This is a genomic window from Mycobacterium sp. 852002-51057_SCH5723018 (assembly GCF_001667035.1).
Classification (GTDB): Bacteria; Actinomycetota; Actinomycetes; order Mycobacteriales; family Mycobacteriaceae; genus Mycobacterium.
Genome location: NZ_LZIR01000030.1, coordinates 11,841 through 24,506 on the forward strand (window position 1 = coordinate 11,841; position 12,666 = coordinate 24,506).

Genomic DNA, 12,666 nt, shown 5'->3' on the forward strand with positions numbered 1-12,666 from the left:
ACGACAATTCTGCCCAACCGCGATCAGGTCAGGAAACGCCGAGCCAGGTTCGCCTCGGTCGACTCCCCCGGTTCCCAATGCGCGATCCACGGTCCGGTGCCCTCGGACTGATCGAGGATCCCGTCCTCCACCCAGGTGTAGTGGCCTTCCAGCACGTCGTGGGTCAAGCGGACGTCGGTGCTGTCGGTGTTGGACCACAACGCGTGGAAGAGGGCCTCGACCCGCACGGTGGCCTGCTGGCAGAACGCGTCGGCCAGCTCGTATGCCTGCCGTCCGACGGCCGGATCCGCGGTGCGCTGGCCCTCGGCGCGCACGCACACCGCGGACATCGCGAACAGCTCGGCACCGATGTCGACGATGCGGCCGAGGAAGCCCTGCCGTTGCTCGAGCTTGGCCTGCCAGCGCGCCATCCCGTAAAAGGTGTTGCGGGCCAGCTTGCGGGTGGAGCGCTCGATAAAACGAAGGTGCGATGCCAGCGGACCGAACTCGTTGTATGCCGTCGGCCGCTGCCCCTCGCCGAAAACCAACTGCGGCAACCATTTTGCATAGAACCCGCTCGCACCCACGGCCGCGGCCGCCTTCTGGCGCAGGTCGGCGCCGGGCTTGGCCAGGTCACCGGCCGCGGCCAGGTGGGCGTCGACGGCCTCCCGCGCGATCAGCAGCCTCATGATCTCGCTGGATCCTTCGAAGATCCGGTTGATGCGCAGGTCGCGCAGCGCCTGCTCCACCGGCACCGCGCGTTCCCCCCGCGCGGCAAGCGATTCCGCGGTCTCATAGCCCCGCCCACCGCGGATTTGCAGGAGTTCGTCGGCGATCAGGCAGGCCATCTCGCTGGACCACAATTTGGCCAGCGCCGCCTCGATCCTGATGTCGTTGCGGTCTTCGTCGGCCATCTGAGCGGACAGCTCGAGCACCGCATCCAGCGCGTAGGTGGTGGCGGCGATGAACGAGATTTTGCTTGCCACCGCTTCGTGTTTGGCGAGCGGCTTGCCCCATTGCACGCGCTCGCCTGACCATTCGCGGGCGATCTTCAGCGCCCACTTGGCCGACCCCGTCGCACTCGCGGGCACCGACAGCCGTCCGGCGTTCAGGGTGGTCAGCGCGATCTTCAGCCCGTCGCCTTCCCGACCAATCAGGTTTTCGGCGGGCACCCGCACCCGGTGCAGCCGCGTGACGCCGTTCTCGATGCCGCGCAACCCCATGAATTTGTTGCGCCGCTCGACCGTGATCCCCGGCGAATCGGCCTCGACGACGAACGCGCTGATGCCACCGCGGTGCCCCTCACTCTTGGGCACCCGGGCCATGACCACCAGCAATTCGGAGACCACTCCGTTGGTGGTCCACAGCTTCACGCCCTCCAGCTCGTAGGCCGAGCCGTCGTCGACCGGCGTCGCCGTCGACGCCAGGCGGGCCGGGTCGGAGCCCACGTCCGGCTCGGTGAGCAGGAACGCCGAGATGGCCCCAGCGGCGCAGCGCGGCAAGAACTTCCGCTTCTGTTCGGGTGTGCCGGCAAGCTTGAGCGGCTCGGGCACCCCGATCGACTGATGGGCCGACAGCAGCGCACCCAGGCTGGGATGAACCGACGCGACCATCACCAGGGCCCGGTTATAGGCAACCTGCGACATGCCTAGGCCCTCATATTCGGTCGGTATCTTCATGCCGAAACAACCCAGTTCCGCCAGGCCCTTCACGTATTCATCGGGTATCTGGGCGTCGCGCTCGATGACGCTGCCGTCGATGGTGTCGAGGAACGACCGCAGCCTGTCCAGGAACGCGCGGATGCGCACCTCCTGGTCGTCGGACGGTTTGGGGAACGGATGGATGAGCTCCAAGGGGAAACGACCCAGGAAAAGCTCTTTGGCGAAAGATGGCTTATCCCAACCGCTTTCGCGGGATTCCTCGGCGAGTGCCCTCGCTTGCTCCTCGGTGACCTGCGCTTGCTGTGCCATCGCCGCCTCCTCGCTAACGACTCACATCGAGGCTTGATTACCTGCTGTATAGCCGAATAGTACGGCGAATCGTGACGAAAATGACCAGTAGTCGCCGTCCAAAAATGAACGGAGGCGGCCGCCCAGCTAGGAGTCGAGCTCCCGCGCCACCGCCTTGACCACCTCGGAGACCCGGCGGGCGGTCTTGCGGTCGGGGTAGCGACCCTTGCGCAGCTCGGGCTGCACGGCGCCCTCCAGCAACGTGATCATGTCCTCGACCATGCCGTGCAACTCGTCGGGGCTGTGCTTGTGCTCGACCGGCGCCTCGCGACGCGTCTTGGCCAGGCTGGGCGGCGGGTCGATCAGCTTGAGGCTCAACGCCTGCGGCCCCCGCCGGCCAGACGCCACGCCGAATTCCACCCGCTGTCCCGCTTTGAGCGCCTCCACTCCGGCGGGCAACGCCGACGAGCGAACGTAGACATCCTCGCCGTCCTCCTGCGACAGGAAGCCAAACCCCTTATCGGAGTCGTACCACTTAACCTTGCCGGTCGGCACTGGTCTCACCTGCTTGTCTGACGAGAACTAGGATGGACAACACACAAGACGCGTCCCGCCTGCGCAGGACGCGTTTTGAATTCTGATCCTACTCGGCTGCGTGCCTCACGAGCACCCCCGTCACTCGTAACTCGGTAGGCTGGCAGCACCGCTGGAGGAGAATATGCGCCTGACCCTGAACATCATCTGGCTCGTGTTCGGCGGCCTGTGGATGGCCGCCGGATACGTGGTGGCGGCGCTCATCAGCTTCCTGCTCATCATCACCATCCCCTTCGGCTTCGCATCGCTGCGCATCGCCTCCTACGCGCTGTGGCCGTTCGGCCGGACGATCGTCGACAAGCCGACTGCCGGCGCCGGCGCCCTGATCGGCAATGTCGTCTGGGTGCTGCTGTTCGGGATATGGCTGGCTATCGGTCACCTGGTGAGCGCGGTGGCGATGGCGGCCACGCTCATCGGCATTCCACTGGCGCTGGCCAACCTCAAACTGATCCCGGTGTCGCTGATGCCGCTGGGCAAGGAGATCGTTCCCGTCGACTCACCGACCCGTTCCACGCCGGTGCCCGCATGACCCTGACCGCGCTGGGTGTGCCCACGGTGCCGAGCCGCACGGCCGGCGCCGTCGCTCGCGACGTTCCCGCGGGCGGCCCACTGCTGGACACCTACGGGCGGGCCGCCACCGATCTTCGCGTCTCGTTGACCGATCGGTGCAATCTGCGGTGCACCTATTGCATGCCGGCCGACGGCCTGGACTGGCTACCCGGAGAGCAACTGCTGCGGCCCGACGAGCTGGCCCGGCTGCTACATATCGCCGTCACCCGGCTCGGCATCACCAGCGTGCGGTTCACCGGCGGCGAGCCCCTGCTGTCCCGGCACCTCGAAGAGGTGGTCGCCGCGGCGGCCGGTTTGCGGCCCCGCCCCGAGATCTCGCTGACCACCAACGGCGTGGGGCTGGCGCGCCGCGCCGCCGCCCTCGCCGAGGCGGGCCTGGATCGGGTCAACGTCTCGATGGACAGTGTCGACGGCGACCACTTCGCGGCCATCACCCGTCGGGACCGGCTCGATGACGTGCTGGCCGGCCTGGCGGCCGCCAAGGAGGCAGGCCTGACACCCGTCAAGGTGAACGCCGTGCTCGATCCCACGACCGGACGCGAGGACGTCGTGGGCCTGTTGCGGTTCTGCCTCGAACACGGCTATCAGCTGCGGGTCATCGAGCAGATGCCGCTGGACGCCGGGCATCGGTGGCGCCGGGGCGCCGCGCTGACCGCCGACGCCGTGCTGGCAGAGCTGCGGCCGCACTTCCGGCTGCGGCCCGACCCGGCACCGCGCGGTTCCGCGCCCGCCGAGCTCTGGCTCGTCGATACCGGCCCGGACACACCGAGCGGAAAGTTCGGTGTTATCGCGTCGGTGTCGCACGCCTTCTGCTCGACCTGCGACCGCACCCGGCTCACGGCCGACGGCCAAATCCGCAGCTGCCTGTTCTCGGCCGAGGAGACCGACCTTAGAGGCCTGCTGCGCGGCGGCGCGCACGACGACGCGATCGAGGCGGCGTGGCGCGCCGCGATGTGGGCCAAGCCCGCCGGCCACGGCATCAACGACCCCAACTTCATCCAGCCCGACCGCCCGATGAGCGCGATCGGTGGCTAGCCCGATGGGTCACACCCCGGTCGAAGCGGACGGAATGCCGGTGACGGTCCGCTACTTTGCCGCCGCGCGCGCGGCGGCGGGCGCCGAATCGGAGATGCTTGTGGTGCGTCCGGGCACGACCGTGGCCCAACTGGTCGAGCGGCTCGCCGTCCGCGGCACCCGCCTTGCCACCGTGTTGAGCCGGTGCTCCTATCTGTGCGACGGAATCGCCGTCCGCGACGACACCGCATTGTTACGCGCCGGTGACACGATCGACGTTCTACCGCCCTTCGCCGGCGGCTAAAACTGTGAAATATCTCACGTAACGGAAAGATAACGGCGCGGACACGCTCCGATCTCGGTCGCGGTGACCTGCGCAAATCGCCAGTGTTCCTGGGCTTTTCGCAGACGGCCGTGCGGGAAACGCCGGCTTTTCCAAGACGTGACGGGACCAACAGAAACCGCTAGCGTCTCCGACGGTTCGCCAAAGTTACCGATGGCGTTCATCCCCTCCTATCGCGCCGAGCTCCATCCAGTAGGCAGGGGACACCGAAGTGGATGGAGACGGGGGACCCACCGGTCCACCGTGATCGGACCGGGGCCGCTTGCGGCCCCTTGGGGTGAAGCCGACGTCGCTCCCATGCGGAAGACGCCGGCCGGGTGGCCTCTCCAACCCGAACCCGACAGCTGACCTCGCAGGCGCCTTACGAGAGAGGAATATTTCGGCGCGTATGAGTGGACGTCACCGTAAGCCCACCACTTCCAGCATCAGCGTCGCCAAGATCGCCTTCACCGGGGCGGTTCTTGGTGGCGGCAGCATCGCCCTCGCCGGTCAGGCCGCCGCGGCCACCGACGGCGAGTGGGATCAGGTAGCCCGTTGCGAGTCAGGCGGCAACTGGGGCATCAACACCGGCAACGGCTACCACGGCGGCGTGCAGTTCAGCGCCAGCACGTGGGCTTCGCACGGCGGCGGCCAGTACGCCCCGTCGGCCGAACTGGCCACCAAGGAACAGCAGATCGCGGTCGCTGAGCGCGTGCTGGCGACGCAGGGCCGCGGCGCGTGGCCCGTGTGCGGCGGTCCGTTGTCCGGCCCCAGTCCCCGCCAAGTTCCTGCGCCCATACCGGCGGGGATGGACGCGCCGCTGGACGCCCCCGGGCTCAACGGCTTGCCCGCGCCGCTGGCACCACCGCCGGCCGACGCGCCGCCGCCGGACGCTCCTCTGCCGCCGCCTCCCCCGCCGGCTGACCCGGCCCCGCCGGTGCAGTTGGCCTCCTTCGACCAGACGGCGCCTCCCCCGGCCGACGTGCCGCCGGCGCCTCCGGCAGATCTGGCACCCCCGGCGCCGCCCGCCGACGCCGTGCCACCCGCACCGCCCGCCGACGCCGTGCCACCCGCACCGCTGGCTGACGTGCCACCCGCGCCGGCTGACGTGCCGCCCGCCCCGCCCGCTGACGTGCCACCCGCACCGCCGGCCGACCTCAACGCGGCATCGGCCGCACCGCAGGCTTCGAACGTCGGCTACACCAGGCAGCTGTGGGAAGCCATCCGCGGCGCGGATATTCACGGAAACGACGAGCTGGACACGCTGGCGCAGCCAGCGCCCGCCGGCTGACGCCGCACCTAGTCAGACGCTCGGCACTCTCCCGCGAGCCCGCTGGTTGCGGGAGAGTGCCGGCAAGCCGGCCTTAAGCGGACCCGACCCATTCTTCGGTGCCGTCATCAAAGAACTGGTGCTTCCACACGGGTAGCCGCGCCTTGATGGTGTCGACCAGGCGGGCGCAGGTGTCGAAGGCCGCCTGGCGATGGTCGGCGGCGACCGCGGCCACCAGTGCCGCCTCACCGATGTGCAGCGCCCCGATCCGGTGGCTGGCCGCCACGGCTCGGACCCCATTGGACCGCTCAGCGACCTCGGCGACCACCTCACCAATGACCTGCTCCGCCGACGGGTGCGCCGAATACTCCAACCGCACCACCCGCCGGCCCCCGTCGTGGTCGCGAATCATGCCGACGAACCCGACGACCGCTCCGGCCGACTGGTGGCCTACCAATTCCTCATGCTCGGCGAGAAAGATCGGCTGTTCGGTCATGGCGGCACGCAAGACGCGCGTCATCGCTGGTGATCTCCGCCGGCGAGCTGGTCGAGCGCGTGGTCGAGCACGTCGGCGAGCACCCCAAGACCGTCGCCTACCCCGCCGGGTGAACCAGGCAAGTTGACGATCAGCGTGCGCCCGGCCACGCCGCATACACCGCGTGACAGCACCGACGTGGGCACCTTCGGCAGCCCGGAGCGCCGGATGGCGTCGGCCAGCCCGGGGATCATGTAGTCCAGCACCGCCACGGTCTGGTCCGGTGTGCTGTCGGTGGGTGAGATGCCGGTGCCGCCCGAGGTGATTATCAGGTCGACTCCGGCGTCGAGCGCGCTGCGCAGCGCCGCACCGACCGCCTCCCCATCGGCGACCACTTCGGGCTCCACAGACGAAAATCCATGCTGCTCAAGCCATTCCGCGATGATAGGCCCGCTTCGATCGTCGTAAACACCGGCCGACGCCCGGGTCGAGGCGATGATGACGCGCGCGGATCGGGCGCTCACGGCCGCACCCAGTTTCCGCTCTTGCCGCCCTCTTTGCGGAGCACGCGAATGTCGTCGATACGAGCGGCCGGGTCAACCGCCTTGATCATGTCGTAGAGCGTCAGCCCAGCCACACTGACGGCGGTCAACGCCTCCATCTCCACCCCTGTCCGGTCGGTGCTGCGTACGGTCGCGGTGATCTGGATATCCGATTGGCCGACGGTGAAATCCACGTCGACCCCGGTGAGCGCGAGCTGGTGGCACAGCGGGATCAGATCGCTGGTGCGCTTCGCGGCCAGGATGCCCGCGACCCGTGCGGTGGCCAGCGCGTCGCCCTTGGGCAGGCCTCCCGTTGAGATGAGCGCCACCACCTCCGGCGAGGTGCGCAAGGCACCCGCTGCCACGGCGGTGCGCTTGGTGGCTCCCTTTTCGCTGACATCGACCATGTGCGCCGCCCCTCGTTCATCCAGGTGCGACAGCGTGGCCGAACGGGAGTCCTGCGACTCCCGTGTCGCCGAGGCCTTCGAGGCCTCAGAGGCCCTAGCCATCCCGGCGACCTATCGGTTGACGACGGTAACCGGGTGCAGGTAGGGCAGGTCGGCCGTGGGCAGCGGGAACACCAGTTCACCGAAGGGTGACAACGCACCGGTGCGATCGCTCACCAGTTCGCTCACCGCGTGGTCGTCCGGGTCTGTCGTCGGCCAGCCGTTGTCGACGTACCTTGCCTTGCGATCCTTGCCCTCAGCAGTCTCAGCCACGAGGTTCATTCTGACAGGTCGCGCGGGCACACGTGCCGCAAGGCCACTGCACCGCGTTTGACCGTCGGCTTTGCGTCCGCCGGCTGCTTTACGCTGGTCAGCAATGACCGACAACACCCCGGATATCCCGCTGGGGTCCTGGCTGGCCGACTTGCCCGACGAGCGGCTGATCCGACTGCTGCAATTACGGCCAGACCTCGCCCAGCCGCCGCCCGGCAGCATCGCCGCGCTGGCCGCGCGTGCGCAGGCCCGTCAGTCGGTCAAGGCCGCCACGGACGATCTCGACTTTTTGCGGCTGGCGGTCCTGGATGCCCTGCTGGTGCTGCAGGCCGATGCGACCCCGGTCCCTACCGCGAAACTGATAGCGCTCATCGGTGACCGCGCTCCCGAGGCCGACGTCGTGGCCGCGCTGGACGACCTCAGGCAACGCGCCCTGGTGTGGGGGGAAGCCGCACTGCGCGTGGCCGCCGACACCGGCACGGCGCTGCCCTGGCATCCCGGGCAGGCCACGCTCGAGGACGCCTCACGCACCGGTGACGACATCGCGGGTCTCATCGACGGCCTTGACGAGGCGCAGCTCGACGTGCTGGACAAGCTGCTCGAAGGCTCCCCGATGGGCCGCACCCGCGACGCCGCGCCCGGGGCCCCGACCAACCGCCCGGTGCCGCAACTGCTGGCGATGGGCCTGCTGCGCCGCATCGATGCCGAAACGGTGATCCTGCCCCGCCACGTGGGGCAGGTGCTGCGCGGCGAGGAACCCGGTCCGATGCAGCTGACCGCGCCCGACCCGGTGGTGTCGACGACCACCGCCGCCGACGTCGATGCCGTGGCCGCCGGGGCCGTCATCGACCTGCTGCGAGAGCTCGACGTGCTGCTCCAAACCCTCGGCGCTGCACCGGTTTCCGAGCTGCGCAGCGGCGGGCTCGGGATTCGCGACGTCAAGCGGCTGGCCAAGACGACCGGCATCGAGGAGCCGCGCCTGGGTCTGATCCTCGAGGTCGCGGCCGCGGCCGGATTGATCGCCAGCGGCATGCCCGACCCCGAGCCGGCAGCCGGCGATGGCCCGTATTGGGCGCCGACGATGGCCACCGAACGGTTCACCGCGATGTCGGCCGCCGAGCGTTGGCACCTACTGGCCGGCATCTGGCTTGACCTGCCGGGCCGGCCCGCGTTGATCGGCAGCCGCGGTCCCGACGCCAAGCCCTATGGCGCCCTGAACGATTCGCTGTACTCAACGGCCGCGCCGCTGGATCGCCGGCTGCTGTTGGGCATGCTGTGCGAGTTGCCACCCGGCGCCGGGGTCGACGCGCCCACGGCCTCGGCGGCGCTGATCTGGCGCCGCCCGCGCTGGGCCAGGCGGCTGCAGCCCAAACCCGTGGCCGACCTACTGGCCGAGGGCCACGCGCTGGGCCTGGTGGGCCGCGGGGCGATCAGCTCGCCCGGTCGCGCGCTGCTCGAGGAAGCCGGCGACCCGGACGTCGCGATCCAGGCGATGAACCGGGCGATGCCCGCACCGATCGACCACTTTCTGGTGCAGGCCGACCTCACCGTCGTGGTGCCCGGGCCACTGCAACGCGATCTCGCCGACGAGCTGGCCACCGTCGCCACCGTCGAATCGGCGGGCACGGCCATGGTGTATCGCATCAGCGAGCAGTCGATCCGCCATGCCCTCGACATCGGCAAGACCCGGGACTGGATGCACGAGCTCTTCACCAAGCATTCGAAGACTCCTGTGCCGCAAGGGCTGACATACCTCATCGACGACGTGGCCCGCCGCCACGGACAGCTGCGCATCGGGATGGCCGCGTCGTTCGTGCGGTGCGAGGACCCGGCGCTGCTAGCCCAGGCCGTGGCGGCCGGCGAAGAGCTGCAGCTGCGCGCCCTGGCGCCGACGGTGGCCGTGTCGCCGGCGCCGATCGCCGAGGTGCTCGTCGCGTTGCGTGCCGCAGGCTTTGCCCCGGCCGCCGAGGATTCCACCGGGTCCATCGTCGATGTCCGGCCTCGCGGAGCCAGAGTGGCCACACCGCAACAGCACCGGCAGTACCGCCCCCTGCCGCGCCCGAGCACCGAGACGCTCAACGCCGTCGTCTCGGTGCTGCGGAAGGTCACGGCCGCACCGTTCGGCAACATCCGCGTCGACCCGGCGGTCACCATGTCGATGCTGCAGCGCGCAGCCAGGAACCAGGACACGCTGGTGATCGGCTACCTCGACGCGGCCGGGGTAGCCACTCAGCGGGTGGTGTCTCCGATCACCATCCGCGGCGGGCAGCTGGTGGCTTACGACTCGGCCTCCGGGCGGCTGCGCGACTTCGCCATCCATCGCATCACGTCGGTGGTGTCGGCCGACACCGGATAATGGACTCTATGCGCGCCGGCGAAGATGCAGGACGCAGCGATGAGAAGGAGTGGCGCCATTGAGCAGTGACGGACCATTGATCGTGCAGTCCGACAAGACGGTGCTGCTCGAAGTGGACCACGAGCTGGCCGGCGCGGCGCGCGCCGCCATCGCGCCGTTCGCCGAGCTGGAACGCGCACCCGAGCACGTGCACACTTACCGCATCACCCCGCTGGCGCTGTGGAACGCGCGCGCCGCCGGCCACGACGCCGAACAGGTCGTCGACGCGCTGGTCAGTTTCTCGCGCTACGCGGTCCCCCAGCCGCTGCTGGTCGACATCGTCGACACCATGGCCCGCTACGGCCGGCTACAGCTCGTCAAACACCCGGCGCACGGCCTGACACTGGTAAGCCTGGATCGCGCCGTGCTCGAGGAGGTGCTGCGCAACAAGAAGATCGCCCCGATGCTCGGCGCGCGCATCGACGACGACACCGTCGTCGTCCACCCCAGCGAGCGCGGCAGGGTCAAGCAGATGCTGCTCAAGATCAGCTGGCCCGCCGAGGATCTCGCCGGATATGTCGACGGCGAGGCGCACCCGATCAGCCTGCAGCAGGACGACTGGCATCTGCGCGACTACCAGCAGCTGGCCGCGGAGTCGTTCTGGGCAGGCGGCTCGGGGGTGGTGGTGCTACCGTGCGGCGCCGGCAAAACGCTGGTCGGGGCGGCCGCGATGGCGAAAGCCGGTGCGACGACGCTGATTCTGGTCACCAACATCGTGGCCGCCCGGCAATGGAAACGCGAGCTGGTTGCGCGCACCTCGCTGACCGAGGACGAGATCGGCGAATACTCCGGAGAACGCAAGGAGATCCGGCCCGTCACCATCTCGACGTACCAGATGGTCACCCGGCGCACCAAGGGCGAGTACCGGCATCTGGAACTCTTCGACAGCCGCGACTGGGGCCTGATCATCTACGACGAGGTGCACCTGCTGCCGGCGCCGGTCTTCCGGATGACGGCCGACCTGCAGTCCAAGCGGCGGCTGGGGCTGACGGCGACGTTGATCCGCGAAGACGGTCGCGAGGGCGACGTGTTCTCTCTGATCGGCCCCAAACGCTACGACGCGCCGTGGAAGGACATCGAGGCCCAAGGCTGGATCGCGCCGGCGGAGTGTGTCGAGGTGCGGGTCACGATGACCGACAACGAGCGGATGCTCTATGCCACGGCCGAACCCGAAGAGCGCTACCGGCTTTGCTCCACGGCGCGCTCGAAGATCGCCGTGGTCAAGTCGGTGTTGAGCCGCCACCCCGGCGAGCAAACCCTGGTGATCGGCGCATACCTGAATCAGCTCGACGAGCTCGGCGCCGAGCTGAACGCCCCGGTGATCCAGGGGTCGACCCGAACCAGGGAGCGGGAGGAACTCTTCGACGCCTTTCGCCGCGGTGAGATCCCCACGCTGGTGGTATCCAAGGTCGCCAACTTCTCCATCGACTTGCCGGAAGCCTCGGTGGCAGTGCAGGTTTCGGGAACCTTCGGTTCGCGCCAGGAGGAGGCTCAGCGGCTGGGCCGGCTACTGCGGCCCAAGGCTGATGGCGGCGGCGCCATCTTCTATTCGGTGGTGGCCCGCGACAGCCTGGACGCCGAGTACGCCGCGCACCGCCAGCGCTTCCTGGCCGAGCAGGGTTACGGCTACATCATCCGTGACGCCGACGACCTCCTGGGGCCGGCCATTTAGTCCGAGCAGACGCAAAGCGCTACAGCGCCACGATGGTCGCCGACGCGGTGCCCGGTGCGCCGTACACCTGCGCCAGGCCGACCCGCGGGTTGCCGGGCACTTGACGATCGCCCGCCTCGCCGCGCAGCTGGCGCACCAGCTCGTGCATCTGCCGCAGCCCCGACGCGCCGATCGGCTCGCCGTTGGCGATCAGCCCGCCATCGGTGTTGACCGGCATCGAGCCGTGGATCTCGGTGGCGCCATCGGCGACGAGCTTCTCCTGCTCGCCGTCGGCGCACAGGCCCGTCTCGGCCATGTGGATCACCTCGGCGCCGGCGTCGGTGTCTTGCAGCTGCGCGACGTCGACATCCTCGGGTCCGATGCCCGCGGCCTCATAGGCCGCCCGGGCGGCGTACACCGTCGGCGAAACGTCCTCGTCCAGCGGGGCCGAGGTCGCGTGCACTTCATAGGTGCCGTAGCGCCGGGTCCGGATCTCGCAGGCCTTCACGTACACCGGCTTATCGGTGAACTGGTGCGCGAGGTCGCCGCGGCACATGATCACCGCGGCGGCGCCCTCGTCGGGCGCGCAGAACATGTACTGGGTCAGCGGGTAGTTCAGTACCGTCGAGTTGATGATCTCTTCTTCCGGGAGTGGCTTGCGGCGGAACGCGTTTGGATTCATCGCGCCGTTGCGGAAGTTTTTGGCGGCGACCTTGGCCAGCGTGGCCTGGGAAATGTTGTGGTCGTGGAGGTACTTGTTGGCCTTCATGCCGAAGAACTTGGTCGTGACGAACTGCCCGTTTTGGGCGTACCACTGCGGCAGCGCCAGTTTGGCGGGGTCGTCGGTGAATGCGCCGCGTGGGTGCTTGTCCAGGCCGATGGCGATGCCGATGTCGTACTTGCCCAGCCGGATGGTGTCGGCGGTCTGCTGAATCGCGCTGGCCGCGGTGGCGCAGGCGTTGAACACATTGGTGAAGGTGATCCCGGTCAGCCCGACCAGGCGGGTCACCGCGTCCGGGTTGGACACCTCGTGGCTACCGCCAAAGCCGAATTGAATGTCCTTCCAGTCGACTCCGGCGTCTTTGAGCGCGGACTGGATGGCCTCGGCGCCCATCTGCATCGCGGTCTTGTCGAACCGGCCGAAGGGGTGCAGCCCCACGCCGATGATCGCGACATCGTTGGTCAT

General features: G+C 68.8%; 13 protein-coding genes and 1 riboswitch. Of the genes, 6 read left to right on the forward strand and 7 right to left on the reverse strand.

All coding sequences use genetic code 11. The annotated features are described in order from the left end of the window. Positions 1–23 precede the first annotated feature (23 nt). Entirely contained in the window at positions 24–1,949 is a 1,926-nt protein-coding gene (locus A5764_RS07945) for an acyl-CoA dehydrogenase family protein (RefSeq protein WP_067111235.1), read from the reverse strand. Positions 1,950–2,075: 126 nt separating this feature from the next. After that, positions 2,076–2,483 (reverse strand): cold-shock protein, encoded by a 408-nt coding sequence (locus A5764_RS07950; protein ID WP_067111239.1) that lies wholly within the window; start codon positions 2,481–2,483, stop codon positions 2,076–2,078. Between the two features lie 163 nt (positions 2,484–2,646). Here A5764_RS07950 and A5764_RS07955 point away from each other — a divergent pair, with 163 nt between their 5' ends. The 4 genes from A5764_RS07955 to A5764_RS07970 all read left to right on the forward strand — a co-directional run bounded on the left by A5764_RS07955 (position 2,647) and on the right by A5764_RS07970 (position 5,719). Next, positions 2,647–3,051 (forward strand): YccF domain-containing protein, encoded by a 405-nt coding sequence (locus tag A5764_RS07955; RefSeq protein WP_067111242.1) that lies wholly within the window; start codon positions 2,647–2,649, stop codon positions 3,049–3,051. Continuing rightward, positions 3,048–4,127 carry a GTP 3',8-cyclase MoaA gene (gene moaA / locus A5764_RS07960; RefSeq protein WP_067111245.1) on the forward strand — a complete coding sequence of 360 codons (1,080 nt, stop codon included), beginning with the start codon at positions 3,048–3,050 and terminating at the stop codon, positions 4,125–4,127. Before A5764_RS07955 ends, moaA begins: the two co-directional genes overlap by 4 nt. Before the next feature lie 4 nt (positions 4,128–4,131). Further along, positions 4,132–4,410 carry a MoaD/ThiS family protein gene (locus A5764_RS07965; protein WP_067111249.1) on the forward strand — a complete coding sequence of 93 codons (279 nt, stop codon included), beginning with the start codon at positions 4,132–4,134 and terminating at the stop codon, positions 4,408–4,410. 205 nt (positions 4,411–4,615) lie between these two features. Then, positions 4,616–4,824: riboswitch (cyclic di-AMP (ydaO/yuaA leader) on the forward strand. A 13-nt stretch (positions 4,825–4,837) separates the two neighbouring features. Then, the gene (locus A5764_RS07970) at positions 4,838–5,719 is read left to right on the forward strand and encodes a transglycosylase family protein (protein WP_067111252.1); all 882 of its coding nucleotides are present in this window, start codon (positions 4,838–4,840) and stop codon (positions 5,717–5,719) included. 73 nt (positions 5,720–5,792) lie between these two features. On the opposite strand, the gene A5764_RS07975 is transcribed toward A5764_RS07970, so the two are convergent. From A5764_RS07975 to A5764_RS07990, 4 genes are read right to left on the reverse strand one after another with little or no spacing between them, the layout of a single operon-like run. Further along, positions 5,793–6,218 (reverse strand): molybdenum cofactor biosynthesis protein MoaE, encoded by a 426-nt coding sequence (locus A5764_RS07975; RefSeq protein ID WP_067111255.1) that lies wholly within the window; start codon positions 6,216–6,218, stop codon positions 5,793–5,795. Further along, a complete protein-coding gene (locus tag A5764_RS07980; RefSeq protein WP_067111258.1) occupies positions 6,215–6,697 on the reverse strand; it encodes a molybdenum cofactor biosynthesis protein B in 483 nt (160 codons plus the stop codon). The genes A5764_RS07975 and A5764_RS07980 overlap by 4 nt, the downstream gene beginning before the upstream one ends. Next, positions 6,694–7,224: a cyclic pyranopterin monophosphate synthase MoaC gene (moaC, locus tag A5764_RS07985; RefSeq protein ID WP_082951573.1), complete on the reverse strand. Its 531-nt coding sequence runs from the start codon at positions 7,222–7,224 to the stop codon at positions 6,694–6,696. Before moaC ends, A5764_RS07980 begins: the two co-directional genes overlap by 4 nt. Positions 7,225–7,233: 9 nt before the next feature. Then, positions 7,234–7,434, reverse strand: a complete 201-nt coding sequence (locus tag A5764_RS07990; RefSeq protein WP_197501236.1) for a hypothetical protein — start codon at positions 7,432–7,434, stop codon at positions 7,234–7,236. A 103-nt stretch (positions 7,435–7,537) separates the two neighbouring features. On the opposite strand from A5764_RS07990, the gene A5764_RS07995 reads away from it, so the two are divergent. Beyond that, positions 7,538–9,790 (forward strand): helicase-associated domain-containing protein, encoded by a 2,253-nt coding sequence (locus A5764_RS07995; RefSeq protein ID WP_067111267.1) that lies wholly within the window; start codon positions 7,538–7,540, stop codon positions 9,788–9,790. 58 nt (positions 9,791–9,848) lie between these two features. After that, the gene (locus tag A5764_RS08000; RefSeq protein WP_197501237.1) at positions 9,849–11,501 is read left to right on the forward strand and encodes a DNA repair helicase XPB; all 1,653 of its coding nucleotides are present in this window, start codon (positions 9,849–9,851) and stop codon (positions 11,499–11,501) included. 19 nt (positions 11,502–11,520) lie between these two features. On the opposite strand, the gene A5764_RS08005 is transcribed toward A5764_RS08000, so the two are convergent. Next, positions 11,521–12,666: a thiolase family protein gene (locus tag A5764_RS08005; RefSeq protein WP_067111272.1), complete on the reverse strand. Its 1,146-nt coding sequence runs from the start codon at positions 12,664–12,666 to the stop codon at positions 11,521–11,523.

Excerpts from the sequence above, each read along its gene's own strand:
- A5764_RS07965 (WP_067111249.1), top strand. The coding sequence starts at position 4,132 with ATGGGTCACACCCCGGTCGAAGCGGACGGAATGCCGGTGACGGTCCGC.
- A5764_RS07975 (WP_067111255.1), bottom strand. The coding sequence starts at position 6,218 with ATGACGCGCGTCTTGCGTGCCGCCATGACCGAACAGCCGATCTTTCTC.
- moaC (WP_082951573.1), bottom strand. The coding sequence starts at position 7,224 with ATGGCTAGGGCCTCTGAGGCCTCGAAGGCCTCGGCGACACGGGAGTCG.
- A5764_RS07995 (WP_067111267.1), top strand. The coding sequence starts at position 7,538 with ATGACCGACAACACCCCGGATATCCCGCTGGGGTCCTGGCTGGCCGAC.
- A5764_RS07970 (WP_067111252.1), top strand. The coding sequence starts at position 4,838 with ATGAGTGGACGTCACCGTAAGCCCACCACTTCCAGCATCAGCGTCGCC.
- moaA (WP_067111245.1), top strand. The coding sequence starts at position 3,048 with ATGACCCTGACCGCGCTGGGTGTGCCCACGGTGCCGAGCCGCACGGCC.
- A5764_RS07955 (WP_067111242.1), top strand. The coding sequence starts at position 2,647 with ATGCGCCTGACCCTGAACATCATCTGGCTCGTGTTCGGCGGCCTGTGG.
- A5764_RS07945 (WP_067111235.1), bottom strand. The coding sequence starts at position 1,949 with ATGGCACAGCAAGCGCAGGTCACCGAGGAGCAAGCGAGGGCACTCGCC.
- A5764_RS08005 (WP_067111272.1), bottom strand. The coding sequence starts at position 12,666 with ATGACCAACGATGTCGCGATCATCGGCGTGGGGCTGCACCCCTTCGGC.